We start from the raw sequence: 25525 nt of genomic DNA, 5'->3' as shown, positions 1-25525 counted from the left end.
CCACACCGCGATTGCGATTGGAGGCGTGCCTTTACGGGTGGCGTTCGCCGCTGTCCAGCCCCTCTTCGTCATTTTCTTTGACCGGAATGCGATAACCCTCGCCCAGCCATTGCAGCAGGTCGCGGTCCTTGCATCCGCGCGAGCAGAAGGGCGCGTGCTCGGCGGCGGTGGGTTTGTCGCAGATGGGGCAGGTGGTCATGCGCGTTCCAGTTGCAGCGGGCGGCCCGTGCGGCGGGCGAGTTCGTCGCGCCAGTCGGGGTTGGCCATCAATCGATCATAGAGGGTGCCGGAGAGCCGGTGTACGGGCGCGGGGCCGGGCGGCTCGCGCTCCCATTGGCGCAGCAGCGCGCGGGCGCGGGCGCCGATCGGGTCTATGCCCAGTCGCTCGGGGATCGACGCACGCGGGCGCGGGCGGACGATCTGGAGGAAGCCGAAGCCGTTGACCGCCGTCCGCTCGAAGGGGAGGGGGAGCGCGGCGTCCAGCGCCTCCGCCACCGCCTGGCGCGGGCCTTTGCCCTCCAGCGTGGGGAAGTCGATGCCGATCGACCCGCCGATGCCGTGGCGCAGGATCGCCTCCGCCACCGCGCGGGCAGCGGCGATCGACAGCGGCTCGTGCGGGGGCGATCCGTCGACGTCGAACAAGGTCATTGCCGGGGTCGGCGTCATGCGCAGCACGCCCGCGCCAAAGCCGATCTCGCCCGTCACCGCCTCGTCGAGCAGTTCCGACCAGCCCGCCGCTTCCAAATCGTCGGGCTGATGGGCCAGGAGGTCGCGTACCGGCAGGCCGGTCGCGGCGATTCGTGCGCGCAGATCGGGGCCGGGGGCGGGGACGGCATCTTCGGGGGCGACCTGCGCCTTGGGCAGTTTGGAGCGGCCACGTTCGGGGATCGCCTCGCGGGTGACGCTGACGGTCAGCGCCGATCCTTGTGTCATCCCCTTGGGCACCGGCGCCAGCAGCACGTCACCGCCTTGCGCCAGTGTTACCCGCCCCTGCCGACCGGGGAGCAGCTCGACCAAACGCCCCTCGGCCACGGTGCCGACGGTGAGCGTGCCGGTCAGCTCGATCGCGGCCTGGACGATCCGCCCATCCTCGACCAGCGCGGCACGGGCCTCGCCGATCCCGGCCTCATAGAGCCATTCAGACAAGCGGCAGCCCGGCGGCTTTCAACAGGGCGCGGGTCTCGAACAACGGCAGGCCGACGACGCCCGAATGGCTGCCTTGCAGGAAGCGGACAAACGCCTCGGCGCGGCCCTGAATGGCATAGCCACCCGCCTTGCCCAGCCCTTCGCCGCATGCGATGTACGCGTCGATCTCGTCGTCGGACAGCGGCTTGAACGCGACGATCGTGTCGGCCAGCCGGGTGCGGACCGTGCCGCCCGCATCGATGACGCACACCGCCGACAGCGCATGATGCCGCCGCCCGGACATCAGGCGCAGCAGCTTGCGCTGGACGTCCTCGGTCTCGGCGGGGGGCAGGATGCGGCGGCCCAGCGCGATGGTGGTGTCGCCCGCGACGACGATCTCACCCTCGGCACGGTCGACCGCGTGCGCCTTTTCCACCGCCAGCCGCAACGCATAAGTACGGGGCAGCTCGGCGGGACGCGGCGCTTCGTCGATATCGGGCGAGGCCACGCGGTCGGGCACGACTCCCAGCCGCGCCAGCAGATCGCGGCGGCGCGGGGAGGAGGATGCAAGGACGAGCGGCATGTGAGGCCGGTCGGTCACTTGAAGCGGTAGGTGATCCGGCCCTTGGTCAGGTCGTACGGCGTCAGCTCGACGAGCACTTCGTCGCCGACCAGCACGCGGATGCGGTTCTTGCGCATCTTGCCCGCCGTGTGCCCCAGGATCTCGTGATCATTCTCGAGCTGGACGCGGAACATCGCATTGGGGAGGAGTTCCACCACGCGGCCGCGCATCTCGAGCAGTTCTTCCTTGGCCAAAAAATACCTCGGTTCGTCGTGTTATAGGGTATGTCGAAGAGGCGCCGCCATAGCCGCAATGGCCCCAAAAGGAAAGGCGCGCCGAATCAGCCCTGGATATGGGGGTGGTGGCGAGGTTCGGCAAGGCTGGGCTTCCCTATTCCTCCCCTGCAAGGGGAGGGGGACCAGCGAAGCTGGTGGAGGGGTGTAACCGGCAGTGAGGACGTCCCAAACTCACCAAGCGGGACACCCCTCCGTCAGGCCTTCGGCCTGCCACCTCCCCTTGCAGGGGAGGAATTGGCGCCCTTACGCCGGATTATACTTGGCCAGGAACGCCGCCATCGCCTTCAGGAATTCCAGCCGGTCTTCGCCGCGGGTGAAGTGGTGGTCGGCCAGTGGCTGTTCGATATAATTCACCGGCTTGCCCGCCGCCTTCAGCGCGGCGACCATCATGCGCGACTGGTTGACGGGCACGCGCTTGTCCTCCTTGCCATGGACGATCAGCAGCGGGATCGTCATGTCGGCCGCACCGAAACGGGGCGAGACGGCGCGGTAATCGGGGGCCTGTTTGTGTAGCCAGTCGGCACGCGTCTTGCTGAACAGGAAGCGCGAGTCGTAGCGCTTCATCGCCTGAAGATCGGACACGCCGGCATAGGAGATGGCGCAGCGATACAGCGCCCCGTCGCGCTGCGCCGCGCGCATCGCGGCATAGCCGCCATAGGACGCGCCGACCATGCACACCCGTTTGGGGTCGGCGATGCCTTCCTTGGCCAGATAGGTGACGGCGTCGTTCAGGTCGTCCTGCATCTTCAGGCCCCATTCGCCCTCGCCCTTCCTGGCGAAGTCGGTGCCATAGCCCGACGAGCCGCGATAATTGGGCTGGATCACCGCATAGCCCAGCTCGGCGAGATACTGGGTCCACCAGTCCCAGCTTTCCGAATCGCGCGCGAACGGCCCGCCATGCGGCAGCACGATCAGCGGCAGATTCTTGTCGCTGCGACCGCGCGGCAGGGTCAGCACCGACTCGATCTTGGTGCCGTCGCGCGCCGTATAGGTGACGCTGCGCACCGGCGACAGGCGCCGCCCGCGCAGTTGCGGATTGTTCCAGGTCAGGAACTGCATGTTCCCATAGGCGATGTCCCAGTAATAGAGCGCCCCCGCCTGGGAGGGGCCGCCGACCTCGACCAGGAAGCGGTCGCGCGCCTTGTCCCAGGAGGTGATCTCGGCACGGCGCGGGGTGACGGCCTTGTCGATCAGGTCCTGCAATTCCTTGATCCGGGGATCGGTCCAGGCATCGTGATAACGCTGGTCGGTATAGCGGATGGCGGCGATGTCGTTGCCATCGGCGTTGCGGATGACGCCGTCGATGTCATAGCCGGTCACGCTGCTCAGCTTGCGGCCCAGCTTCAGGTCGGGAAGCGTTACCTCGTAGAGCGCGTCATAGCCGTCGCTGTCGTCGATCGCGAGCGCGGTGCCGTCGGCGCGGAAGATGCTGGGGATCAGCACCGATTCGTCCTTGCGACCATTGGCGCGCGCGATGGTGCGGAAGGATTCGGTGTTGCTCTGGCGATAGAGGATGCTCTTCTGCCGCGTCTCGTCGCTGTAGCGCACACCCATGCGCAGCTGGCCCTGGCCGTCCGCATACCAGTCCCACACATCGGTCTGGCCGCTGGCGATGCGCTTGACCCGCCCGGTCGAGACATCCGCCTCATAGACCGACGGATAGACGTCGGACATGTTGTAGATGCCGGTCTGCTTGGCGAACAGGATGCGCGGGGTGCCGTCATGCGCGGTCCACAGCACCTCATCGGCGCGGAATCCCGAATTCTCCCAGTCGATCCGCACCATCTTGGTCATGTCGGCGCGGATGCCGATCAGGCGGGTGACATAATATTCCTCGCCCTGGATGACGTCCTGGCTACCCAGCCCGACGACCAGCCATTCGTCATTGACCCAGCGCCACCAGTTGACGTCGACCTTGTCGCTGAGCGCGGCGAGCGCGGGTTTGCCATGGTCCTTGACCAGCGGCGCGACCATCAGGAACTGCTTGCCGTTGAGCGCGCGCTTGGCGGCGATGCGGGTGCCGTCGGGCGACAGCGCGGGGCTTTCGAACTCGGGCAGCAGCGCGAAGGCCTCGACCGGGACGGGGCCGGCGGCCGGTGCGGGCGCGGGCGTGTCGGTCGCAGGTGGCGGCGCGGCCTTGTCCTGCGTCATCGCGGTCAGGCTCATCAGGGCGAGCGCCGTCACCGACGCGCCCAGCATCTTCATCACACCCTTGGTCACGCAATCCCCCCTTGGCCGGACGCTCTCCCCTATGTCCGGCTGATGCAGATTAGCACCGGGCGGCGGCGGCGAGAAAGCGAATTCAGCGTGGGGCTGCGTGCTCGAAGCCCAGGCGCGGTGGCAGCGGAATCGGGCCGGCGGCGTCGAACAGGCTCAGCCCCGCGCCGGCATCGAACCGGCCGACCCGCGTGGCGGCGACCGGCGGCGTAACGTCGGGCGGCAGCGCGAAGAGGAGTTCGTAATCATCCCCGGCGGTCGCGGCGGCCAGCCGTGCCGCCCGGTCCTCTCCGCCATGCGCGCGCGCGGCGGGGGAGAGGGGCACGGCATCGAGATCGATGGTGACAGCCAGACCGCTGGCCTGCGCCATGCGGGCGGCGTCGATCAGCAGACCGTCCGAGACATCCATCATCGCATGGACCACGGGGCCCAGCGCGCGACCCTCCGCCAGCCGGGGCTGGGGGCGGCGATAGGCCTCGCACAGGGTGTCGGGGCCGGTGCCACCCATGGCGATGGCCAGCCCCAGCCCGGCATCGCCGATCGTGCCCGTCACCCAAAGCGCATCGCCGGCTCGCGCCCCGCTGCGCACCGGGGCGGCGGCGTCACGGCCGAAGGCGGTGAGCGTCAGCACGCGGGGCCCGTGCAACGACACGGTGTCGCCGCCGATCAGCCGCGCGTCGAAGCGGGTGAGGGCGAGCGACAGCCCGTCCAGAAAGGCGTGGTCCCAGGCAGAATCGCCCAGCGGATAGTTGAGCAGCACCCCCTCGACCAACGCCCCCTTGGCGGCGAGGTCGGACAGGTTGGTGGCGACCAGCTTCCACGCGACATCGCCGGGCGGGTCCTGGGGCAGGAAATGCACCCCCTCGACCAGCGTGTCGGTGGTGACGACCAGCGGCCCGGCATCGATCACCGCGCTATCGTCCATCAGGCCATGCGCGCCGGGATGCAGCGGCATCCGGCGCAATGCGGCGATGAATTCCGCCTCGGTCATCGGAAAAGGATCAGGTGCGCGCGACCTTGGCGATCGCGTCGAGCAGGCCGTTGACGAAGCCCGATTCGCGCTTTTCGTAAAAGGCGTGGGCGACATCGACATATTCGCTGATCACAGCGCCGACCGGCACGTCATGCCGCGCGATCAGTTCATAGGTGCCAGCGCGCAGGATCGCCTTCATCGGTTTGTCGAGCCGGTTCAGCGTCCAGCCCTTGGCCAGCTTGCCCTCGATCATCACGTCGATCTCGCCTAGGCGCGCCTGCACGCCCTTCACGATGTCGTCGAAGAAATCGATGTCGGCATCGGCATATTCGACGTCTTCGATCGTCGCGCCGATGCGGTGATTGTGGAATTCGTGGAGCAGCGTGGCCAGCGGCGTCTGTTCCATGTCATGCTGGTAAAGCGCCTGAACGGCGGCAAGGCGCGCGGCGGCGCGCGCCTGGGTACGGGCGGTGGGACGAGTCATTGGCGGGCCTTTACCGGGCTGTCGCCAATTCGTCACGTATTTTGGGAGTGGGGGGTGTGGGACGTAGCCTTCGACTTCGCTCAGGCTGAACGGAGGTTGGTATGCTGGGCCTCAATCCTTTCGCTCCGTTCAGCCTGAGCGAAGTCGAAGGCCAAGGGATGCCAGACGTCACAATTCCCGACGAAAATACACCACCCGCTCCGTCTCCTCGAACCCCAGCGCGCGGTGCATCGCATGGGAGTCAGTGTTGTCCAACTCCGCATCGGACGCGAATTCCGAACAGCCCTGCGCCCGGCCCCAGTTCGCCACCGCCGCGACCAGTGCTCCGGCGACGCCCTGCCTGCGATGGCCCGGATCGACGAACACGCCCTCCAGAAACAGCACCGGCGATCCATCGCAGCCATTGACATAATCCCGCCGCACCGCCGCCTCGGCAAAGCCGATGACCCGGTCATCCGCCAGCGCAACGAAATTTCCGTCGCCCTCGGGCAGATCCGCCGGATCGCCCGCCTCTTCTCCCCAGAGCGCCGCCCGCAACGCCAGCCATCCTTCCCGATGCTCCGGCGCGGGGGGCGTGACGATCACCGGTTGAGCCGCAGCCGCAGCGCCACCGACTTGGCATGGGCGGGCAGCCCCTCGGCATGCGCCAGCGCCACCGTGGCGGGGCCGAGTTCGTTCAGCGCCGTCTCGGTCAGCCCCAGGAAGCTCGTCCGCTTCATGAAGTCGAGCACCGACAACCCGCTGGCGAAGCGCGCGCGGCGGCCGGTCGGCAGGACATGGTTGGGCCCCGCGACATAATCGCCGATCGCCTCGGGCGTATGGCGGCCCAGGAACACCGACCCGGCGTGCCGCAGCCGGTCGAACAGCGCTTGCGGATCGTCCACCGCCAGTTCGAGATGCTCGGGCGCCAGCCGGTCGACCAGCGGCATGGCGGCTTCCAGCGAATCGACCACGATGATCGCGCCGTTCGCGTCCCAGGCGGTGCGCGCGACGCTGGCGGTCGCGAGTTCCGGGATTTGCCGGTCGACCGCGTCCGCTACGCGCTCGGCGAAACCGGCATCGTCGGTGAACAGGATCGACTGGGTGACAGTGTCATGCTCGGCCTGGCTCAGCAGGTCGGCCGCGATCCAGTCGGGATCGTTCTTGCCATCCGCGACGACGACGATTTCCGAAGGCCCGGCGACCATGTCGATGCCGACCATGCCGTAAACCTGCCGCTTGGCCTCGGCGACCCAGGCATTGCCGGGGCCGGTGACGACATCGACCCGCTGGATGCGGCCCGCGCCATAGGCCAGCGCGCCCACGGCCTGCGCGCCGCCGACGCGCCACACCTCGTCCACGCCCGCCAGATGCGCGGCGGCGAGGACCAGATGGTTGATCTCGCCCTTGGGCGTCGGCGTGACCATCACCAGCCGCTCGACCCCCGCCACCTTGGCGGGAATCGCGTTCATCAGCAGCGAGGAGGGATAGGCCGCGCGCCCGCCAGGCACGTAGATTCCCGCCGCATCCACCGCCGTCCAGCGCGCGCCCAGCCGGACGCCCTGCGCATCGACATAGTCGGTGTCGGTCGGCTTCTGCTTCTCGTGATAGGCGCGGATGCGCGCGGCGGCGAGATCGAGCGCGGCGCGGAGTTCCGGCTCCAGCGCCTGATAAGCCGCGCGGCAATCGGCCGGTTCGATCCGCCAGCCGGTCTCGGCCAGGTCGTGCCCGTCGAACTGCCTGGTGAAGGCCGCCACCGCCGCCTCGCCATCGTCGCGAACGGCGCGCAGGATCACCTGCACGTCGCGTGCGACATCGGCATCGCTCTCGCGCCGGGCGTCGACCAGTTCGTCGAAGGCGGCGGCGAAGCCTGCGTCCTGCGTGTTCAGCCGGATCATGCTGCTTCCCTTTCGGCGACCGCGCGGCGGAACGCCTCGACCAGCGGCACGACCTGTCCGCGCGTCTTCATCGCGGCGCGGTTGACGACCAGGCGCGACGTGACCTCCTCGATCACCTCGACTTCGACCAGCCCGTTTTCCTTGAGCGTCCGGCCCGACGACACCAGGTCGACGATGCGCGGCGCCAGCCCCAGCGTGGGGGCCAGCTCCATCGCGCCGTTCAGCTTGACGCACTCGGCCTGCACGCCCCGGCGTGCGAAGTGACGGCTGGTGATATGCGGATATTTGGTCGCGACGCGGACATGGCTCCACCCGCGCGGATCGTCGCTTTCCGCCATGGCGGCGGGCTCGGCGACCGAGATGCGGCAATGGCCGATCTTCAGGTCGACCGGCGCATACAGTTCGGAATAGCCGAATTCGGACAGCACGTCCGACCCGACGATGCCCAGCTGCGCCGCGCCATGGGCGACGAAGGTGGCGACGTCGAAGGCGCGGACACGGATCAGCTCGATGCCGGGGACATCGGTCGCGAAGCGCAGCGCGCGGCTGTCCTTGTCGGTGAAGGCCGGTTCGGGCCGGATGCCGGCGGCGGCGAGCAGCGGCAGCGCCTCGGCCAGGATGCGTCCCTTGGGGACGGCGATGATCAGCGGTTGGGCCATGAGGATCGGGGGCTTAACCCCCGCCACCGGGGATCGCAATGTCGCGTTGAGGGAAGGGGCCAATTCCTCCCCTGCAAGGGGAGGTGGCAGTCCGCAGGACTGACGGAGGGGTGTCACCATCAGCGGTGACACCCCTCCACCACCGCTGCGCGGCGGTCCCCCTCCCCTTGCAGGGGAGGAATGTGAGGACTTACACCTTCGCGGCGTAGATCATCCGGCCGGGGCCGAGATTGGCGAACACGCGGTCCAGGTCGTTCTCGCCGACCGCGAAGCAGCCCTGGCTGCGGCCCAGCATGCCGTGCGTCTTGATCATGTCGCGATTGGCGTACCAGGCCGAGTGGATCACGATCGCGCGGCCCAGCGCATTGTCATTGGTCGGGTCCAGCCCGATCAGCCGCTGCGACCGGCCATGCTTGCCGACATAATAATTGTCGGTCAGGAAGGCGCCCTCGCTGCTGGCGTTCGAGTTGAACGCGTTGGAGAAGCGCTGAAGATAGCCGCTGTGCGACGGGTCCGACCCGCTGCCGTGCGAGACGAGCAGCGACTGGCTCTTGCCGCTGACCAGATCGATCAGGTGCAGGCGCGGTTCGGACGAACCGACCGCGAAGTCGACGATCGCCATCCGGTCGCGCTGGTGCACGCGGCTGCCATGCTTTTGCAGCGCGGCCATCGCCTCGCGGAACAGGGCGGGGCGGACGACGCGCGGCGACGCCATGACGGGGCGCGACGCGACCTCGACCGGGTTGGGCATGGTCGGGTGATTGGGCAGCGGCGGCTGTCGCATGGGCTGCAGATCCCGCCCCGTCAGACGCTGACGCGCATTGACCGCCCCCGGCACCGCCAGTGCGCCGGCCAGAACCAGCGCGTTCTTCAACAGCGCGCGCCGACCCGGCGCCGCGTCCAGATTTTCGAGCATTATGATCCTTCTAACCCCAGAAGTCCCGCGACTCCTCAGATAGCAGAACAGAGCCGGAATTTCTGCCCATCGGGCATCGGTTGATCGTTCCGTTCCATCAACTCGACGAAAGTTCCGTCGCACCGCAAAAAATTCCGCTCGGCACAAATTGTGACTTGACGGGTTTAAGAATTTATGAACTCGCCAAGGAAAAGGGATATGAAGGCTCTCGCTTTTGCCGCCTTGCTGGGCGCCACGACGCTGGGTTTCGCCGTACCGGCCATGGCCGCCGACGATGGCGCGGCGACCGCCACCATCGCGCAGGCCGCCGCTGCGCTCGCCCCGAATCGTTTCGTCTGGGCCGATCCGCAAGTCGACGCCGTCGACCCGGTTGCCATGCCGGTCACGGTGGTCGTCAGCCTGCCGATGCAGCGTGCCTATGTCTATCGCGGCGAGACGATGGTCGCGGCGGCCTCGGTGTCGACGGGCAAGGACGGCAAGGACACGCCAGTCGGCGTCTTCCCGATCCTGCAAAAGCGCCAGATGCATCGCAGCAACCTGTACAACAATGCGCCCATGCCGTTCATGCAGCGGCTGACCTGGGACGGCGTGGCGTTGCATGCGGGCAACAATCCGGGCTTCCCCGATTCGCATGGCTGCATCCGCCTGCCGGCCGCGTTCGCCAAGAAGTTGTTCGAGACGACCTCGGTGGGCACGACGGTGGTGGTGACCGACCAGATGGTCGGGGATCATCTTGACCCCATGCTGCTTCAGACCGAGGCGAGCCAGGCGAATCAGGCGCAGTTGGCGTCATTGGAGCGATAAATCCCGTGCGCTTCGACTTCGCTCAGCGTGAACGGCGGTTGGACCTGAACCTCGAGTTCCGTTCAGCCTGAGCGAAGTCGAAGGCCACACGACGCCTTAAGCGACCAGACCCAAGTCCCGCAGACGCGGTCGCAGTGCCGCCGCATCGGTGAAATGCAACGCCACGATGCCCAGCTTCGCCGCCGCATCGATATTGGCCTGATTGTCGTCGATGAACACCGCTTCCCGCGGCTCCAGCCCGAACCGGGCGAGCGCGAGGTGGTAGATGGCGGGATCGGGCTTCACCATCTTCTCGGTCCCCGACACCACGATGTCGCGGAATCGATCGAACAGCGCCGCTTCCTGGGCACGGAAGGGCGGCCAGAATTCATGGCTGAAGTTCGTGATCGCGAACAGCGGGACGCCGGCGGTATCCAGTTCGGCTACGAGTTCGTGCATGCCCGGAATCGGGTCGCCGATGCTCTCGCGGAAACGCGGCCCCCAGGCGGCGATCAGGTCGGCATGGTGCGGATGCAGCGCGATCAGCTCCGCCGAGGTGTCGGCGAAGTCGCGGCCAGCATCATGCTGGAAATGCCATTCGGTGGTAACCACATTGCGCACGAACGCATCGAGCGCCCGATCGTCCGCGATCAGGCGCCGATACAGGATGCGCGGGTCCCAGTCGTACAGGACGCGACCGACGTCGAAGATGACGGCGGTCGGCCGATCGGGACGCGGATCGGCCAAGCGGCCGGACGCGTCCTGGTCGATCGGCGGCAAGGCTGATTAGCCCTGGCGCGCCTTGAAACGACGGTTGGTCTTGTTGATGACGTAGGTGCGGCCGCGACGGCGGATCACGCGGTTGTCCCGGTGACGATCCTTGAGCGACTTCAGGGAATTGCGGATCTTCATGATCGATTCGCTTCTTTTTGAACTGGAGGTGATCTGGAAAGCGTCGCCGCCTAGTGGCAACCGGCACTGAAGTCAAGGTTCCGGCATGACGGATGGGTCATGATCGCCATGCCCTCTTCCGCCGCCGGATCATCCCCCATATGTCATGCGTTGCCCATCCGTAACATCCTTCAAGGTGTCTTCAACGCATGAAAGCCCGCTCGCTCCTGATCCTCGCGGCCGCCGCCGGAACGCTGGCCGCCTGTTCCACCACGGGCGGGCGCCTGCCGCCGACCGAGGTGATCCGCTATCACCTGGGCGAGCCGATCGCGCGCGGCACCATCCGGGTCGAGCCGCTATCGAGCACCGGCCCGGCCAGCATCGAGTTCAAGACCTATGCCGCGGCGGTCGAGACCGCGCTGCTGCGCAACGGCTATGCGCTGCCCCAGGGGGATGCGCAGCCCGACTATATCGCGACCGTGGCCTTCACCCGCGCCAACCGGCTGGGGCCGCCGCGCCCGTCGCCCTTCTCGATCGGGCTGGGGGGCGGCAGCTTCTCGGGCGGTCGTGGCGGCGGTGTCGGCCTGGGTGGCGGGCTGAGCTTGCCCATCGGCAAGAGCCGTCCGCAGGAGATCATCGGCACCGAGCTGTCGGTCCAGATCAAGCGCCGCATGGACCAGTCGCCGATCTGGGAAGGCAGCGCGCGCAACATCGCGCCGGTCGAGACGCTGGCCAAGATCGACGCGCCGTCACAGGCGGCCAAGCTGGCCAATGCGCTGTTCACCGGCTTCCCCGGCGAATCGGGTCGCACGATCGAGGTGAAGTGAGGTGAGCGACCTGACGATCAACGCCGCGTTCGACGGCGGCAATATCCGCGTGGTCGCGATCGATGGCGACCGGATCGACCTGGAGATCGTCGCCGATCACCAGTCCGACTTCTACCAGTGGTTCTATTTCCGCGTCGGCGGCGCGAAGGGGCGGACGCTGACCTTCCGCATCCTGAACGGCGCTGCGTCCGCCTTTCCGCAAGGCTGGCCCGGCTATAACGTCCGCGCCTCGACCGATCGGCAGGACTGGCGGATGACGCCGACGACCTATGCGGACGGCGTGCTCGCATGGCAGTGGACGGGCGAGACGGATCTCGCCTGGTTCGCCTATTTCGAGCCGTACACCATGGAGCGGCACCATGATCTGGTCGCGCGAATCGCGGGCCGCGGCGTGCATCACGAGGAACTGGGCCAGACGCTGGACGGCCAGCCGATCGATTATTTCCGAATCGGTTCGGGGTCGAAGCAGGTGTGGCTCTATGCCCGCCAGCATCCGGGCGAATCGATGGCCGAATGGTGGATGGAAGGCGCGCTCGACTGGCTGACCAGCCCGGCCGCCGAATCGCTGCTGGCGGCGGCGACCGTGCATGTCGTGCCCAACATGAATCCGGATGGCACGCGGCGCGGCCATCTGCGCACCAATGCGGCGGGCGTGAACCTCAACCGCGAATGGCACACGCCCACGCCGGAGCGCAGCCCGGAAGTGCTGTGCGTGCGCAACCGGATGGACGAGACGGGGGTCGACTTCGCGATCGACGCGCATGGCGACGAGGCGATCCCCGCCAACTTCATCGCCGGCTATGAGGGCATTCCCAGCTGGACCGAGGATCACGGCGCCAAATTCTATGAATTCGGCCGTCGCCTGGCCGCCCACACGCCCGATTTCCAGACCCAGATGGGCTATGAGAAGGCGAGTGCGGGCAATGCCAACCTGTCCATGTCGACCAACCAACTCGCCGAGCGGTTCGGCGCGGTGTCGGTGACGCTGGAAATGCCGTTCAAGGATCATGTCGCCAATCCGGACCGCGTCCACGGCTGGTCGGGCGAACGCTCGGCGAAACTGGGTGTGTCGTGCCTGGAGGTATTGAGCGAGATGATCGGGGAGATTTGATCTGGGGTGGGGGAGGTCCTCCGGGAGAGGGCTTCCCTTGGCCTTCGACTTCGGCGCGAGCGCCGAAGTTTATCTTGAGCGGCTGGCTTGCCAGCCAGTCGAAGGGCTCAGGCTGAACGGAGGGTGAGCAAGGTCTGTGTTCGCGCAGAGGCGCAGAGGACGCAGAGAGGTTTGCGGGCGACAGCCCTCCGTTTCCCTACAAGCGTTAAGATGACAGTGCCGCAGCTGCGGCGGGACCAGACACCTCTGCGTCCTCCGCGCCTCTGCGCGAACCTTATCCTGCCCTCCGTTCAGCCTGAGCGAAGTCGAAGGCCACGCCCCGACGCCTACCGCGCAACCCCCTCCGCCGCGAGATAACGGTCCAACTCCGCCAACACTCGCGCAAGCCCAGTCGCATCCCCCGCCTCGGCGCGCACGGTCAGCGCCGCCTGCGTGTTGGACGCGCGCAACAACCACCAGCCATCCGCCGTCCGCACCCGGACGCCGTCCGTCTCGTTGATGTCCGCCCCCTCGGCGCGCAACGCCGCGCAGACCCGCTCGACGATCGCGAACTTGTCTGCCTCCGCCACCATGATCCGTGTTTCGGGAATATCGACCATCGCCGGCATGGCGCCGCGCAGCTCGGTCATCGACCGGTCCGCCAAATGCGCCGCGCGGATCAGGCGGATCGCGGCGTAATGGGCGTCGTCGAACCCGTACCATTCGCCGGCGAAGAACATATGCCCCGACATCTCGCCGCCCAGCGGCGCGGCCGTTTCGACCATTTTGGTCTTCATCAGGCTATGCCCTGTCTTCCACATCACCGGCCGCCCGCCCAGGCGTTCGACCTGGTCGAACAGCGCCTGGCTGGCTTTCACGTCCGCAACGATCGGCGCGCCGGGATGCTCGGCGAGCGTCGGGCCGGCGAGGATCATCAGGATCTGGTCGCCCCAGATCACCCGGCCCCGACCATCGACCGCGCCGATTCGGTCGCCATCGCCATCGAAAGCGAATCCGAAATCGAGGCGTCTGTCGGCGACCAGCCGTTTCAGCGCCTCTAGATTCGCCTCGACCGTCGGATCGGGGTGATGATGCGGGAAATGACCGTCCACATCGGTGAACAGCGTATGGTGCTCACCCGGCAGGCGCTGGACCAGCTTTTCGATGACGGGTCCGGCCGCGCCGCTGCCGCAGTCCCAGCCGATGCGATATTCACCGCCTTCGAAACCGGCCAGCAGCCGGTCGACATAGGCGTCGAGGATGTCGACCGCCTCGACCACCCCTGCGCCCTCGGTCCAGTCGCGCGCCGCCGCCATCCGCGCCAGATCCTGCACATCCTCGCCAAAAAAGGGGCGATGCTGCAGCACCATCTTGAAGCCATTGTCGTCGCGGGGATTGTGACTGCCCGTTACCTGTACGGCGCCGTCCACCCCTAGGGTCGCTTCGGCGAAATAGACCATCGGCGTTGGGCCCAGGCCCAGGCGCACGACATCGACGCCGCTGCCGGTCAGCCCCTCGATCAGCGCCGCCTCCAGCGCGGGCGAGCTGAGCCGGCCGTCGCGGCCGACCGCGACGCGCGTGCCACCGGCGCGCCGCACCCGCGTGGCGAAGCCGCGCCCAACGGCATAGGCCGCGCGCTCGTCCAGCGTTTCCGGCACGGTGCCCCGCACATCATATTCGCGCAGCGCCGTGGGATGGATCGCGGCGGCGCGCTCAGCCATGCCGGCGGTCCAGCAGCAGGTCGCGCGCGGCATTGACCCGCCGCGTCAGATCGGCCGAACCGCCACGATCGGGATGGACCTGCGCGACCAATCGGCGATGCGCCTGGCGAATGGCCTCGGCATCCGCCTGGGGCGGCAGGTCGAGGATCGCCAGCGCCTCCGCCTCATCCTGCGGCAGGCGCGGGGGCGGTGCCGCCTTTTTGGGGCGGGGCAGATAGCGCCACACCAACCAGATGACGAGCAGCGCGAGCAGCCATTTCACGGGTGCGCCCGATCAGGCCGCATCGGGGCGCGCGCCGGCTTCCGCCCAGGCCTCGGGCAGTTGCAATGCCGCCATCATCTCGCGCAGCTCCTGCCGCGCGGCGACATGGCCGAGACCCATCGCGCCGAATTCCTTGGCGTCGATCATGGTCAGGCCGTTGGGGAACATCTCGCGATAGATGACGCGCTCGCCCAGGCCCGGGATCACGCGGAAGCCGACACGGCGCGACAGGTCGGTCAGCGCGTCCGACACGCGGCGCATGTTGCGCGCCTCGATATGCTGCAGGCGGTTGCGCAGCACGACCCAGTCGATCGTCGTGCCATCGGCGCGGGCCCGCTGCTTGCGCGCGTCCCAGATCAACTCCGAATAGAAACTGGGGCGCGTCACTTGGAACGTCTCCGGGTCGACCTGTCCGATCAGGTCGAAGTCGACGAAGCTGTCGTTCATCGGCGTGACCAGCGTGTTGGACAGCGCCGCCGCCGTCCGCGCGAAATGGTCGTCGCGGCCGGGCGTGTCGACGATCAGGAAGTCGGCATCCTGCGACAGGCCGAACCAGAGTTCCTCGAACCCCTCCTCGGTCTGGCTGCTATGGGTCGCATGCACCGGCATGGGCAGCTTGTGCCCGGTGCGCTTGATCGTCTCCGCCCGATTGTCGAGATAGCGGCCCACCGTCCGCTGGCGATGATCCAGATCGAGACACGCCACGCGTGCGCCCTTCGCGGCCAGCGCGATCGCCACATGAACCGCCGTCGTCGATTTGCCTGTGCCACCTTTTTCATTGGCAAAGACAATGACGTGCGTTGAAGATAGCCGTTCCGGCAACTCGTCGCTTCCTTATTGATCCCCGTTGCCACCCTACATAGAAGCCCTCGGCGTGGGGAACGAGGGGTAAAATCAGTGCAAGTCATTCGGGATCGCGAAGCCTTGGTTGCGGCGCTTGCGGCGCTGCGGGCCGAGGGCGTGCGTATCGCCTTCGTACCGACCATGGGCGCGCTCCATGCCGGGCATATCGCGCTGATCGAGGCGGCGAAGCGTCCGGGCACCAAGGTGGTGGCGTCCATTTTCGTCAATCCCAAGCAGTTCGGGCCGAACGAGGATCTGGGCCGCTATCCCCGTCGCGAGCAGGCCGACATCCGGATGCTGACCGAGGCGGGTTGCGACCTGGTCTGGATGCCGGGCGTCGAGGCGATGTATCAGGACGGGCATGCGACGACGATCCATGTCGCCGGCGTCAGCGAAGGCTATGACGGCGAATCGCGCCCCGGCCATTTCGACGGCGTGGCCACGGTGGTCGCCAAGCTGTTCAACCAGGTGAAGCCCGACGCCGCCTATTTCGGCGAGAAGGATTTCCAGCAGCTGGCGGTGATCCGCCGCATGGTCGCCGATCTGGACTTCGGCATCGAGATCGTCGGCGTGCCGACCCAGCGCGACGATGACGGCCTGGCCCTGTCGTCGCGCAACATCTATCTCGACGAGGAACAGCGGGCCAAGGCGGTGGCGCTGCCGCGCGCCCTCGGCGTCGCCGCGCGCGCGATCGGGCGGGGCGAGGAGGCGGCGACCGTGCTGGCCGATGCCCGCGCCACGTTGACCGCCGCGGGGTTCGAGGTCGACTATATCGCGTTGGGCGATGCCGAGACGCTGGCACCCGATCCCGCCGCCGATCGTCCCCGCCGCCTGCTCGCCGCCGCGCGCATGGGCGCGACCCGATTGATCGATAACATCGCTATCACGGACGGTTAATCGATTAACCAATTTGTGACCGTATTGGGCATATTCTCCGAGTCGAACACGAAGGATGTTCGACAACGGGGGCTCATATGGCCAATAGCAGCAAGAGCGCGCAGTTCCTGACGGAAAGCCGGCTCGTCGATCAGGCGACCGGCCAGAACGGCGCGATGATGTACGATCTGGGGGTCGCCTATTCGACCGGGTCGGGCGGGGTCCGCTACGACCTGATCGAGGCGCACAAATGGTTCAACCTGGCGGCGGTCGCCGGTTTCCTGCCGGCGCAGATCGCGCGTGCGGAAGTCGCCACCGACATGACCGCACGCGAGATCGCCGAGGCACAGCGCCAGGCGCGCGCGTTCCTCTACAGCGCCACGCCGCAGATGCGCGCGGCCTGACCGATCCGCGCCGCGCCGATCCGCCTCGTTGGGGAGGACGGGATCAGGCGTCGCTCTTCGGTTTCGCCGCCGCCTTCTTGGCGGGCGCTTTCTTGGCCGCCGGCTTCTTCTCGGCCGCCGTTTTGGCCGTCGCCGTCTTGGTCGCGGCTTTCTTCGCCGGGGCCTTTTTCGCCGGCTTCTTGCGTGCCGGAGCTGCCGCCGCCCGCGCGTCGATCAACTGCGCGGCTTCCTCCAGCGTCAGCTGATCCTTGTCGACCGTCTTGGGGATGGTCGCGTTCGTCTCGCCATCGGTGACGTAGGGGCCGTAGCGCCCTTCCATCAGCTTGATCTCCGCCTCGGTGCGCGGATGCTTGCCCAGTATTTTCAGCGGTTCGCGCGACGCGGTCCCACGCGCCGCCCGGCCACCGCCCGCCGCCGCCTCGGCCAGCTTGACCACGGCGGCGTTCATGCCCGTTTCGAACACATCCGATGTCGACGTCAGCCGCGCATATTTACCCGCATGCGCCAGATAGGGGCCATAGCGCCCGATCGACGCGGTGATCGGCTCGCCGGTTTCCGGATGGTTGCCGATGGTGCGCGGCAGGCTGAGCAGCTTCAATGCCCATTCCAGATCGAGATCGACATCCTTGGGGATCGAGGCGCGCTTGGCGTCCTTGCCCTCGCCCAGCTGGATATAGGGGCCAAACCGTCCCGACTTGCGCTCTACGGCCAAGCCGGTTTCTGGGTCCTGGCCCAGCGTTTCCGGCCCGGTGTCTTCGCCAGCCCCTTCGCCCCCTTGCGCGAATCGACGGGTATATTTGCATTCGGGATAGTTGGAGCAGGCGATGAACGCGCCGAATCGCCCGCCGCGCAGCGCCAGCTTGCCTTCGCCGCAATTGGGGCACAGGCGCGGGTCCGCCCCGTCCGCCCGCTCGGGGAAGAGGTAAGGCGCGAGGAATTGATCCAATTCGGCGGTAATTGCCGAGGGCTGCTGCTCCATGACTTCGGACGTGCGCGGCTTGAAGTCGCGCCAGAAGGCGTCGAGCACCGCCTGCCACTGGGCGCGGCCGCCGGACACGTCGTCCAGTTCCTCTTCCAGCTCGGCGGTATAGTCATAGCCGACATATTTCTCGAAGAAGCGCTCCAGGAACGCCGTCACCAGCCGCCCGCTCTCCTCGGCGAAGAAGCGGTTCTTCTCAACGCGGACATAGGCCCGGTCCTTCAGCGTCTTGATGATCGAGGCATAGGTCGACGGACGCCCGATGCCGAGCTCCTCCATCCGCTTGACCAGCGACGCCTCGGAGAAGCGCGGCGGCGGCTGGGTGAAGTGCTGTTCGGCCTTGACCTCCTTCTTCGCAGGCGCATCGCCTTCACGCAGGCGGGGGAGGCGGCGCGCCTCTTCGTCCTGGCTGTCGTCCTGGCCCTCCTCATAGAGCGCCAGATAGCCGGGGAAGAGCACGACCTGACCCGTGGCCCGCAACACATGACGCCCGGTGCCGTCGGCCATGTCGATGGTGGTCCGCTCCATCCGCGCCGACGCCATCTGGCTGGCGAGCGCGCGTTTCCAGATCAGGTCGTAGAGACGGCCATGGTCGCCCGAACCGGCACGGTCGCGGGAGAAGTCGGTGGGGCGAATCGCCTCGTGCGCTTCCTGCGCGTTCTTGGCCTTCGACTGATAGACGCGCGGCTTGTCCGGGACGTAGGACGCGTCATAACGGTCGGCCACGGCCTTGCGCGCCGCCGAGATCGCCGAGCCGTCCATCTGGACGCCGTCGGTCCGCATGTACGTGATTGCGCCGTCCTCATAGAGCTGCTGCGCGATCCGCATCGTGTGATCGGCCGAGAAGCCCAGCTTGCGCGCGGCCTCCTGCTGCAGGGTCGAGGTGGTGAAGGGCGGCGGCGGGTTGCGCGTCGCGGGCTTGGTTTCGACCGACTGGACCTGGAACCGGCCCGCCTCGACATCCGCCTTGGCGCGGGTGGCGTCGCCCTCATTGCCGATCGACAGGCGGTCGAGCTTCTTGCCCTCCCACTGGACCAGACGCGCGACGAAGGGGGTGCCGTCCTGCTCCATATCGGCCGTCACCGACCAATATTCCTGGGGCTTGAACGCCTCGATCTCACGTTCGCGCCCGACGATCAGGCGCAGTGCCACCGACTGGACACGGCCCGCCGACTTGGCACCGGGCAGCTTGCGCCACAGCACCGGCGACAGGGTGAAGCCGACCAGATAGTCGAGCGCGCGGCGGGCGCGGTAGGCGTCGATCAGGTCGGTATCCAGCTCACGCGGATTCTGCATCGCGTGCAGGATGGCGGGCTTGGTGATCGCGTTGAACGTCACCCGCTCGACCTTGTCGGGCAGCGCCTTGCGGTTCTTCAGCACCTCCTGGACGTGCCACGAAATCGCCTCCCCCTCGCGATCAGGGTCGGTGGCCAGGATCAGGCGGTCGGCTTTCTTGGCCTCATCCGCGATGGCCTTGAGCTGGCGCGCCTTGTCCGCGTAATTCTCCCACTCCATCGCGAAATTCTGGTCCGGGTCGACCGAGCCGTCCTTGGGCGGCAGGTCGCGGACGTGACCATAGCTCGCCAGGACGCGGTAGTCCGAACCCAGATATTTCTCGATGGTCTTCGCCTTGGCGGGCGATTCGACGATGACAAGCTGCATGAGTGGTAAAACTACGTCCCTTACGTGTGTACGCGAGGATGGGGAGGGGGCGGGGGGCCGTCAAGCGGGGTTGGCCGTGCCCTTGGTCAGGGCTGGGACGGGGGTGGCGTTGGGGTGTGGCCTTCGACTTCGCTCAGGCTGAACGGCTGATGGGACTGGTGTCGGGCATCCCAAACCTCCGTTCAGCCTGAGCGAAGTCGAACGCCACGCTCAACCCTCTCGCAGGAACCGCAAGGCCGGACCGCGATAATGCGGCCGGTCATGCAGGACATAGCCCAGCTTCTTCGCCAGCCTGATCGAGCCCGAATTGGCGGGGGCGATAATGCATTGGGTCGCCGCCGGCGCCTGCCCCTCCGCCATCCAGCGATGCGCGGCGTCGGCCGCTTCGAACGCATAGCCCTTGCCATGCGCGGCGCTGGTGAAGACCCAGGCCGCCTCGGGCGGGGAGGGCAAGAGTTTCGGGTCGACCTCTCGCTTAAAATCCATGAAGCCGGTTTCGCCGAGATAGGTCCCGCTGGCCTTGTCCAGCACCGCGAACAGGCCATGGCCGAACACCGACCAGTGGCCGATATAGCGCAGCAGCCGCGCCCAGGCTTCCTCACCGGTCATCGGCGCACCGGCATGGCGGACCACCACCGGATCGGCGACCATCGCGGCATAGGCGTCGAAATCGCCGGGCGCATAGGGGCGCAAGGTCAGGCGCTCGGTCTCGATCATGCCAGCGCCACCCGGCCGCCCGCATGGCGTTCCAGTCGACCGGCCAGCTCCAGCTCCAGTAGGATCGTCTGGACGATCGCGGGCGGGCGGCCGCTCTGGCGGATGAGTTCGTCGATCGTCACCGCGACCGGGCCGAGCAGGTCGCTCACCCGCCGGCGGTCGGCGTCGCTGGCCTCCTCGGGCGGCGGGGGCGTGTAGGGCATCTCCGGCGCGCGGACCATGCGCGGGTCGATGGGGCGGATCTGTTCGAGGATGTCGCCGGCCGACTGGATCAGCGTCGCGCCTTCCCGAATCAGCATGTTGCACCCTTGCGCGCGTGGGTCGGCGGGGTGGCCGGGCACCGCCATCACCTCGCGCCCCGCTTCGCCCGCCAGCCGCGCGGTGATGAGCGAGCCGGAGCGCGGGGCGGCCTCGACCACCACCGTTCCTTGCGCCAGCCCTGCGATGATCCGGTTGCGAGAGGGGAAGTGGCGGGCGAGCGGCTGGGTGCCCGGCGGTTGTTCGGCGATCAGCAGGCCACGCGTCGCCACCTCCTCCTGCAACCGGGCGTTCTCGGGCGGAAAGGCGATGTCGATGCCGCTGGCGATGACGCCGATCGTGCCGCCGTCGAGCGCGCCGATATGCGCCGCCGTGTCGATGCCGCGCGCCAGCCCGGAGGTGACGGGCACGTTCTGCGCCGCCAGGTCCTGCGCCAGCCCGCGTGCGAACCGGCACGACGCGGCCGAGGCATTGCGCGCACCGACCAGAGCGACGCCGCCGCGCCGCGCCAGACCGATGTCGCCGCGTAGGATCAGCGCGGGCGGCGCGGTGTCGAGTTCGGCGAGGAGCGGTGGATAGTCGGCCTCGCCCAGCATCACATGCCGTGCGCCCAGCCGTGCCACCGCCTCGATCTCGCGCGCGATCACGGCCGGATCGGCGGCTTTCGGTGCTTCGCCGCCGCCACGCCGGGCGAGCTGGGGCAGGGCGTCGAGCGCGGCCTCCGCCGTCCCGAATCGCGCCATCAACTGGCGCCAGGTGACGGGTCCGATGCCATGCGTCCGCAGCAGCCGGAGCTGCGCGAACCGGGCATCAGTCACGCTTTTTACCGATGCGCGGCTCGGTGCCCGCCAGCAGCCGATCGATGTTCGAGCCGTGTTTCCAGATGACGATCAGCGCCAGCGCGATCAGCAGCAGGACCAGGTCGAACCGCCCCATCACCGCCGCCGCCAGCGGCGCGCTGATCGCTGCCGTCATCCCCGCCACCGCCGAGATGCGGATGGTGGCGAGCAGGCCCAGCCAGACCACCGCATAGACCAGCCCCAGCGGCCAGTAGAGCGCGGTGACGACGCCCATCAGCGTGGCGACGCCCTTGCCACCGCGGAATCTCAGCCAGATCGGATAGCAATGGCCGACAAAGGCGGCGGCCGCCGCCAGCGCCTCTTCGCCGGGCAGCCAGTAACGCACGACCAGCACGGCGACGACGCCCTTCAACAGGTCGAGGATCAGCGTCGCGGCGGCCAGACCCTTGCGGCCGGTCCGCAGCACATTGGTCGCGCCGATATTGCCCGATCCGATACTGCGAAGATCGCCCGCGCCGGCCACCCGCGTCAGGATGACGCCGAAGGGAATCGACCCCAGCAGATAGCCGATCAGCAAGGCCCAGGTCGGCGGCCCCCAGATGATTTCGGTCGGCAATAGTCTTCCCCTGTGCTCCGGGACAGACATAGAACATCGATATCCGCCTGTCCAATGTCGGGCGGTGCTGGCCTCGCATCGGAGAGCGTCCTAAAGACCATCGGATGAGCGATGCGAGACCCATCCTGTTCTTCGATTCCGGCGTGGGCGGGCTGTCGATCGCGGGGCCGGCGCGTGCTGTCCTGCCGAGCGCGCCCTTCGTCTATGTCGCGGACAGCGCGGGCTTTCCCTATGGCGAAAAGACCGAGGCGGAGATTGCGGGGCGGGTCCCTGCGCTGCTCGGCCGACTGGCGGAGCGATACCATCCGCGGCTGATCGTGATCGCGTGCAATACCGCCTCGACCATCGCGCTGCCGGCGGTCCGTGTGGCGCTGGACCTGCCGGTCGTCGGCACGGTGCCCGCGATCAAGCCGGCGGCGGCGATGAGCGGGACGCGCACGATCGGCGTGCTCGGTACGCGCGCGACGGTGCGGCAGGCCTATGTCGATGACCTCGCGGCGAAGTTCGGCGGGGATTGCCGGGTGATCCGGCACGGCTCGGCGGAACTGGTCGAACTGGCCGAGGCGAAGCTGCGCGGCGAGACGCTGGCGCCCGAATCCTTCACGGCGGTGCTGGACGGGCTGTTCGGGCAAGAGGGGGGCGAGCAGATCGACGTCATCGTCAATGCTTGTACCCATTTCCCGCTGGTCGAGGCGGAACTGGCGGCAGCGGCGCCGCATGCGGTGCGCTTCGTCGATGGCGGGCCGGGCATCGCGCGGCGAATCGCATTCCTGACGCAGGGACAGGACTGGCCCGACTCGGCCGGGGAAGGCGTGGCGGTGTTCACCCGACTCGGCGAGCGGGAGCAGGCGCTCGCGCCCGGGCTGGCGGCGCGGGGTTTCACGCGGATCGAGGCGCTGTAAGCCTCCATCTCCGTTCGCACTGAGTCCCCCGCCGTTCGCACTGAGCGAAGTCGAAGTGCACGGGATTCGCTTGCGGCGAGGCTTTTCCCTTAGGCTTCGACTTCACTCAGCCTGAACGGAGGGCGGGAAGGGGGGCGCTGCGAACCACCCGCATCAGGAACCGATCGATGCTTGGGACAATATGTCCACCATGATCGATCACAGTGAGTGCAGTTCCCGACTCGATTCATGCGCGGCTTGCGCCTACATTCGCTTCCCATGAGCATCGAGGGCACGGACGCGCGCGTGGATTATTCCCGCGTCTTCACCCAGGCGATCGACCGCCTGCACGCCGAGGGACGTTACCGCGTCTTCATCGACATTTTGCGCAACAAGGGCATGTTCCCGAACGCCCGGTGCTTTGCCGGGCATAACGGGCCCAAGCCGATCACCGTCTGGTGCTCCAACGACTATCTGGCGATGGGGCAACATCCGAAGGTCATCGCCGCGATGGAGGAAGCGCTCCATGACGTGGGCGCAGGCTCGGGCGGCACGCGCAACATCGGCGGCAACACCCATTATCATGTCGATCTGGAAGGCGAACTCGCCGACCTGCACGGCAAGGAAGCGGCCTTGCTGTTCACCAGCGGATACGTCTCCAACGAGGCGACGCTGGCGACGCTGGCCAAGATCCTGCCGGGCTGCGTGATCTTTTCCGACGAGCTCAACCATGCCTCGATGATCGCAGGCATCCGCAATTCGGGTTGCGAGAAGCAGGTCTTCCGCCACAACGACCTGGCGCATCTGGAGGAACTGCTCGCGGCGGCGGACCCGGCGGTGCCCAAGCTGATCGCGTTCGAGAGCGTGTATTCGATGGAGGGCGACGTCGCCCCGATCGCGGCGATCTGTGATCTCGCCGACAAGTATAACGCGCTGACCTATCTCGACGAGGTGCATGCGGTCGGGATGTACGGCGCGCGCGGCGGCGGCATTTCGGAGCGGGACCATGTCGCGCACCGGCTGACCGTGATCGAGGGCACGCTGGGCAAGGCGTTCGGCGTGATGGGCGGCTATATCGCGGCCGACCGGATGATCGTCGACGTGATTCGGTCCTATGCGCCGGGGTTCATCTTCACCACCTCGCTGTCGCCGGTGCTGGTCGCGGGCGTGCTGGCGAGCGTGCGCCATCTGAAGCAGAGCTCGGTCGAGCGCGAGGGGCAGCAGGCCGCCGCTGCCAAGCTGAAGGCGATGATGCGCGACGCGAACCTGCCCGTCATGCTGGGCGAGACGCATATCGTGCCGGTAATGGTCGGCGATCCGGTCAAGGCCAAGAAGATCAGCGACATTCTGCTCGCCGAGTACGGCGTGTACGTCCAGCCGATCAATTACCCCACCGTGCCGCGCGGCACCGAGCGCCTGCGCTTCACGCCGGGCCCGGCGCATGACGAGGCGATGATGGCGGAACTGGTGTCGGCGCTGGTCGAAATCTGGGAGCGGCTGGAGCTGAAGATGGCGGCGTAAGCCGCATCGTTTTCACGCGAAGCCGCGACGACGCTTGGAAGATGGGTTCGCGCAGCGGCCCGGATGGCCCAGAGGGTCGCCCGGCATTGCGCGTATCGCTTTGTTCGCCTGCCTGTTGAAGTGTCGTGCTTGCCGCGATCAGGCGCGACACCTCAGCGTCCTCCGCGCCTCCGCGCGAACAAATATCTTTGCGACTTCGCTGCTTTGCGCGAACCACTCAATCCAGCGTGATGACCGCCTCGCTGCCCGGCACGGGGAGCGGCTCGCCAAATCGCACGGTACGGACGCTGGTGTATTCCCCGTCAACCGGCTCGGCATGGACATGCACGACGCGGCGTTGGCCATCGATCGTCCAATAGGTCGGGATGTCCGCGCTTGCGTAGAGCATTCGCTTTACTCCCAAATCGCGTCCCTGCGTCGTCTGCGCGATTTCGATCACCAGCAGAATATCCGCCGGGGTCAGGAAGCGATTCTCCGTCACTGCCCGTCGCAAAAGCGCTGCATCGCAGGAGACGACGTTCGAGTCGTTCAGGACGATACCCGTTTCGCCCCGGACCAAAGCCGGTCCCATCTTCTGCGCAAGGTAGAAGACGACGTTGGCCTGCGCTGCGGAATGGCCGTTCATCGGAGGATTCATCCGTGCCAGCTCTCCGTCGATCAGTTCGACCTTCATGCCGTCAAACGCGCCGCTTTCGACCATATGCAGGAACTCGGCGCTGGTGAAGCGCGCGCGGGTGTCCGGGGAAAGGCGGGCCAACTGGTTCACGGACGCAATCCTATCATGAGGCCAAGCGCAAACCTAGCCGCACCTCATTTCTTGCAATAGCCCTCGCCAGGTTTCACCGTCAGGCACTCGGTCTTGCCCGCGAGATACTTCAACCCCGTCGCATCGCCGTTGGTCGGGCGCAGTGTTTCACGCACGCCATTGCGTTCGAACACGATGGTGTCGCCGACCGCATCGCCCTTGAACTCGCCCTTGTTGTCGAGGTCCCACTGCATCTCCAGGCGATAGCGGCCCGGTGTCGCGGCGTGCTTGATGTTCAGGTACATGCCCTCCACCCCGACATAGCGACCGACATAGTCCGGCGCCTTCTTCTTCGGCAGGCCGGTGAAGGTCGATCCGTCGCCGGCCGGGCCGGCGGTCGCCGCGACGCTGGGTCCGCCGACCGATGCGGCGGTGTTGTTGGCCACCTCCGGCGTTTCGCGCGAGCAGGCGGTGACGGCGATCAGGGCGGACAGCAGGATGATGCGTTTCATGCCGCCGAAAACCGGCCGGGCCGGACAC

Annotated in this window: 29 protein-coding genes; 7 read left to right on the top strand and 22 right to left on the bottom strand. The window is 67.3% G+C overall.

What is annotated here, in order from left to right; all coding sequences use genetic code 11:
- Nucleotides 1–31: 31 nt before the first annotated feature.
- The 11 genes from ACQHGV_RS13840 to ACQHGV_RS13790 form a co-directional block, all read right to left on the bottom strand.
- Nucleotides 32–199: a DNA gyrase inhibitor YacG gene (locus ACQHGV_RS13840; protein ID WP_409788726.1), complete on the bottom strand. Its 168-nt coding sequence runs from the start codon at nt 197–199 to the stop codon at nt 32–34.
- Entirely contained in the window at nt 196–1146 is a 951-nt protein-coding gene (locus tag ACQHGV_RS13835) for a ribonuclease (RefSeq protein WP_440978633.1), read from the bottom strand. The genes ACQHGV_RS13840 and ACQHGV_RS13835 overlap by 4 nt, the downstream gene beginning before the upstream one ends.
- Nucleotides 1139–1708: a Maf family protein gene (locus tag ACQHGV_RS13830; RefSeq protein ID WP_440978632.1), complete on the bottom strand. Its 570-nt coding sequence runs from the start codon at nt 1706–1708 to the stop codon at nt 1139–1141. The genes ACQHGV_RS13835 and ACQHGV_RS13830 overlap by 8 nt, the downstream gene beginning before the upstream one ends.
- A gap of 14 nt (nt 1709–1722) precedes the next feature.
- Nucleotides 1723–1941, bottom strand: a complete 219-nt coding sequence (infA, locus tag ACQHGV_RS13825; RefSeq protein WP_007403889.1) for a translation initiation factor IF-1 — start codon at nt 1939–1941, stop codon at nt 1723–1725.
- A gap of 285 nt (nt 1942–2226) precedes the next feature.
- Complete coding sequence (locus ACQHGV_RS13820; protein WP_440978631.1) at nt 2227–4203, bottom strand: alpha/beta hydrolase family protein; 1977 nt, start codon at nt 4201–4203, stop codon at nt 2227–2229.
- A gap of 82 nt (nt 4204–4285) precedes the next feature.
- Entirely contained in the window at nt 4286–5191 is a 906-nt protein-coding gene (gene thiL, locus ACQHGV_RS13815; RefSeq protein ID WP_440978630.1) for a thiamine-phosphate kinase, read from the bottom strand.
- A gap of 10 nt (nt 5192–5201) precedes the next feature.
- A complete protein-coding gene (nusB, locus tag ACQHGV_RS13810) occupies nt 5202–5657 on the bottom strand; it encodes a transcription antitermination factor NusB (RefSeq protein WP_183949985.1) in 456 nt (151 codons plus the stop codon).
- 168 nt (nt 5658–5825) lie between these two features.
- Nucleotides 5826–6242 (bottom strand): aminoglycoside 6'-N-acetyltransferase, encoded by a 417-nt coding sequence (aac(6'), locus tag ACQHGV_RS13805; RefSeq protein ID WP_440978629.1) that lies wholly within the window; start codon nt 6240–6242, stop codon nt 5826–5828.
- Nucleotides 6239–7534, bottom strand: coding sequence for a histidinol dehydrogenase (gene hisD / locus ACQHGV_RS13800; RefSeq protein WP_440978628.1), 1296 nt, complete (start codon nt 7532–7534; stop codon nt 6239–6241). Before hisD ends, aac(6') begins: the two co-directional genes overlap by 4 nt.
- Nucleotides 7531–8193, bottom strand: a complete 663-nt coding sequence (gene hisG, locus ACQHGV_RS13795; protein ID WP_440978627.1) for an ATP phosphoribosyltransferase — start codon at nt 8191–8193, stop codon at nt 7531–7533. The genes hisD and hisG overlap by 4 nt, the downstream gene beginning before the upstream one ends.
- Before the next feature lie 190 nt (nt 8194–8383).
- Nucleotides 8384–9109: a murein L,D-transpeptidase catalytic domain family protein gene (locus tag ACQHGV_RS13790; RefSeq protein ID WP_183949993.1), complete on the bottom strand. Its 726-nt coding sequence runs from the start codon at nt 9107–9109 to the stop codon at nt 8384–8386.
- A 198-nt stretch (nt 9110–9307) separates the two neighbouring features.
- Between ACQHGV_RS13790 and ACQHGV_RS13785 the strand changes: the two genes are divergently transcribed.
- Nucleotides 9308–9913, top strand: a complete 606-nt coding sequence (locus ACQHGV_RS13785; protein ID WP_440978626.1) for a L,D-transpeptidase family protein — start codon at nt 9308–9310, stop codon at nt 9911–9913.
- A 96-nt stretch (nt 9914–10009) separates the two neighbouring features.
- Here the strand turns inward: ACQHGV_RS13785 and ACQHGV_RS13780 are convergent, their stop codons facing one another.
- Nucleotides 10010–10663 carry an HAD family hydrolase gene (locus tag ACQHGV_RS13780; protein WP_440980213.1) on the bottom strand — a complete coding sequence of 218 codons (654 nt, stop codon included), beginning with the start codon at nt 10661–10663 and terminating at the stop codon, nt 10010–10012.
- Nucleotides 10664–10678: 15 nt separating this feature from the next.
- The gene (ykgO, locus tag ACQHGV_RS13775) at nt 10679–10804 is read right to left on the bottom strand and encodes a type B 50S ribosomal protein L36 (RefSeq protein ID WP_003046794.1); all 126 of its coding nucleotides are present in this window, start codon (nt 10802–10804) and stop codon (nt 10679–10681) included.
- Nucleotides 10805–10992: 188 nt separating this feature from the next.
- Here ykgO and ACQHGV_RS13770 point away from each other — a divergent pair, with 188 nt between their 5' ends.
- Both ACQHGV_RS13770 and ACQHGV_RS13765 read left to right on the top strand, forming a co-directional pair.
- Entirely contained in the window at nt 10993–11610 is a 618-nt protein-coding gene (locus tag ACQHGV_RS13770; protein ID WP_440978625.1) for a DUF4136 domain-containing protein, read from the top strand.
- 1 nt (nt 11611) lies between these two features.
- Nucleotides 11612–12721, top strand: a complete 1110-nt coding sequence (locus ACQHGV_RS13765; RefSeq protein ID WP_440978624.1) for a M14 family metallopeptidase — start codon at nt 11612–11614, stop codon at nt 12719–12721.
- Nucleotides 12722–13047: 326 nt separating this feature from the next.
- Here the strand turns inward: ACQHGV_RS13765 and pgmG are convergent, their stop codons facing one another.
- From pgmG to ACQHGV_RS13750, 3 genes are read right to left on the bottom strand one after another with little or no spacing between them, the layout of a single operon-like run.
- A complete protein-coding gene (gene pgmG, locus ACQHGV_RS13760) occupies nt 13048–14421 on the bottom strand; it encodes a phosphoglucomutase/phosphomannomutase PgmG (protein ID WP_440978623.1) in 1374 nt (457 codons plus the stop codon).
- The gene (locus ACQHGV_RS13755) at nt 14414–14683 is read right to left on the bottom strand and encodes a DnaJ domain-containing protein (protein ID WP_183950002.1); all 270 of its coding nucleotides are present in this window, start codon (nt 14681–14683) and stop codon (nt 14414–14416) included. Before ACQHGV_RS13755 ends, pgmG begins: the two co-directional genes overlap by 8 nt.
- Nucleotides 14684–14695: 12 nt before the next feature.
- Nucleotides 14696–15505, bottom strand: a complete 810-nt coding sequence (locus ACQHGV_RS13750; RefSeq protein ID WP_183950004.1) for a division plane positioning ATPase MipZ — start codon at nt 15503–15505, stop codon at nt 14696–14698.
- A 75-nt stretch (nt 15506–15580) separates the two neighbouring features.
- Here ACQHGV_RS13750 and panC point away from each other — a divergent pair, with 75 nt between their 5' ends.
- Both panC and ACQHGV_RS13740 read left to right on the top strand, forming a co-directional pair.
- Nucleotides 15581–16423 carry a pantoate--beta-alanine ligase gene (panC, locus tag ACQHGV_RS13745; RefSeq protein ID WP_440978622.1) on the top strand — a complete coding sequence of 281 codons (843 nt, stop codon included), beginning with the start codon at nt 15581–15583 and terminating at the stop codon, nt 16421–16423.
- 77 nt (nt 16424–16500) lie between these two features.
- A complete protein-coding gene (locus ACQHGV_RS13740; RefSeq protein WP_409792959.1) occupies nt 16501–16806 on the top strand; it encodes a hypothetical protein in 306 nt (101 codons plus the stop codon).
- A 43-nt stretch (nt 16807–16849) separates the two neighbouring features.
- Here ACQHGV_RS13740 and topA read toward each other — a convergent pair whose 3' ends face one another.
- The 4 genes from topA to plsY form a co-directional block, all read right to left on the bottom strand.
- Nucleotides 16850–19447 carry a type I DNA topoisomerase gene (gene topA, locus ACQHGV_RS13735; RefSeq protein WP_440978621.1) on the bottom strand — a complete coding sequence of 866 codons (2598 nt, stop codon included), beginning with the start codon at nt 19445–19447 and terminating at the stop codon, nt 16850–16852.
- A gap of 210 nt (nt 19448–19657) precedes the next feature.
- Nucleotides 19658–20164, bottom strand: a complete 507-nt coding sequence (locus ACQHGV_RS13730; protein ID WP_440978620.1) for a GNAT family N-acetyltransferase — start codon at nt 20162–20164, stop codon at nt 19658–19660.
- A complete protein-coding gene (dprA, locus tag ACQHGV_RS13725; protein ID WP_440978619.1) occupies nt 20161–21240 on the bottom strand; it encodes a DNA-processing protein DprA in 1080 nt (359 codons plus the stop codon). The genes ACQHGV_RS13730 and dprA overlap by 4 nt, the downstream gene beginning before the upstream one ends.
- Complete coding sequence (plsY, locus tag ACQHGV_RS13720) at nt 21233–21838, bottom strand: glycerol-3-phosphate 1-O-acyltransferase PlsY (protein ID WP_440978618.1); 606 nt, start codon at nt 21836–21838, stop codon at nt 21233–21235. The genes dprA and plsY overlap by 8 nt, the downstream gene beginning before the upstream one ends.
- Before the next feature lie 104 nt (nt 21839–21942).
- On the opposite strand from plsY, the gene murI reads away from it, so the two are divergent.
- Together murI and hemA are read left to right on the top strand one after the other, a co-directional pair.
- A complete protein-coding gene (murI, locus tag ACQHGV_RS13715) occupies nt 21943–22740 on the top strand; it encodes a glutamate racemase (protein WP_440978617.1) in 798 nt (265 codons plus the stop codon).
- Between the two features lie 258 nt (nt 22741–22998).
- On the top strand, nt 22999–24240 hold the full coding sequence (gene hemA / locus ACQHGV_RS13710) for a 5-aminolevulinate synthase (RefSeq protein ID WP_221211334.1): 1242 nt from the start codon (nt 22999–23001) through the stop codon (nt 24238–24240).
- A gap of 217 nt (nt 24241–24457) precedes the next feature.
- Here hemA and ACQHGV_RS13705 read toward each other — a convergent pair whose 3' ends face one another.
- Nucleotides 24458–25006, bottom strand: a complete 549-nt coding sequence (locus ACQHGV_RS13705) for a Uma2 family endonuclease (RefSeq protein ID WP_440978616.1) — start codon at nt 25004–25006, stop codon at nt 24458–24460.
- A gap of 44 nt (nt 25007–25050) precedes the next feature.
- Nucleotides 25051–25497, bottom strand: a complete 447-nt coding sequence (locus ACQHGV_RS13700; RefSeq protein WP_409792867.1) for a hypothetical protein — start codon at nt 25495–25497, stop codon at nt 25051–25053.
- Between the last annotated feature and the right edge of the window lie 28 nt (nt 25498–25525).

Origin of the sequence: Sphingomonas pseudosanguinis (genome assembly GCF_052056765.1) — a bacterium.
Classification (GTDB): Bacteria; Pseudomonadota; Alphaproteobacteria; order Sphingomonadales; family Sphingomonadaceae; genus Sphingomonas; species Sphingomonas pseudosanguinis.
Note: the sequence above shows the minus strand (reverse complement) of the source record. Positions and strands in the feature narration are given on the sequence as shown.

Coding starts and splice junctions, on each gene's coding strand:
- ACQHGV_RS13840 (WP_409788726.1), bottom strand. CDS start 199: ATGACCACCTGCCCCATCTGCGACAAACCCACCGCCGCCGAGCACGCG.
- ACQHGV_RS13830 (WP_440978632.1), bottom strand. CDS start 1,708: ATGCCGCTCGTCCTTGCATCCTCCTCCCCGCGCCGCCGCGATCTGCTG.
- thiL (WP_440978630.1), bottom strand. CDS start 5,191: ATGACCGAGGCGGAATTCATCGCCGCATTGCGCCGGATGCCGCTGCAT.
- nusB (WP_183949985.1), bottom strand. CDS start 5,657: ATGACTCGTCCCACCGCCCGTACCCAGGCGCGCGCCGCCGCGCGCCTT.
- hisD (WP_440978628.1), bottom strand. CDS start 7,534: ATGATCCGGCTGAACACGCAGGACGCAGGCTTCGCCGCCGCCTTCGAC.
- hisG (WP_440978627.1), bottom strand. CDS start 8,193: ATGGCCCAACCGCTGATCATCGCCGTCCCCAAGGGACGCATCCTGGCC.
- ACQHGV_RS13790 (WP_183949993.1), bottom strand. CDS start 9,109: ATGCTCGAAAATCTGGACGCGGCGCCGGGTCGGCGCGCGCTGTTGAAG.
- ACQHGV_RS13785 (WP_440978626.1), top strand. CDS start 9,308: ATGAAGGCTCTCGCTTTTGCCGCCTTGCTGGGCGCCACGACGCTGGGT.
- ykgO (WP_003046794.1), bottom strand. CDS start 10,804: ATGAAGATCCGCAATTCCCTGAAGTCGCTCAAGGATCGTCACCGGGAC.
- ACQHGV_RS13770 (WP_440978625.1), top strand. CDS start 10,993: ATGAAAGCCCGCTCGCTCCTGATCCTCGCGGCCGCCGCCGGAACGCTG.
- pgmG (WP_440978623.1), bottom strand. CDS start 14,421: ATGGCTGAGCGCGCCGCCGCGATCCATCCCACGGCGCTGCGCGAATAT.
- ACQHGV_RS13740 (WP_409792959.1), top strand. CDS start 16,501: ATGGCCAATAGCAGCAAGAGCGCGCAGTTCCTGACGGAAAGCCGGCTC.
- topA (WP_440978621.1), bottom strand. CDS start 19,447: ATGCAGCTTGTCATCGTCGAATCGCCCGCCAAGGCGAAGACCATCGAG.
- ACQHGV_RS13730 (WP_440978620.1), bottom strand. CDS start 20,164: ATGATCGAGACCGAGCGCCTGACCTTGCGCCCCTATGCGCCCGGCGAT.
- murI (WP_440978617.1), top strand. CDS start 21,943: ATGAGCGATGCGAGACCCATCCTGTTCTTCGATTCCGGCGTGGGCGGG.
- hemA (WP_221211334.1), top strand. CDS start 22,999: ATGAGCATCGAGGGCACGGACGCGCGCGTGGATTATTCCCGCGTCTTC.
- ACQHGV_RS13700 (WP_409792867.1), bottom strand. CDS start 25,497: ATGAAACGCATCATCCTGCTGTCCGCCCTGATCGCCGTCACCGCCTGC.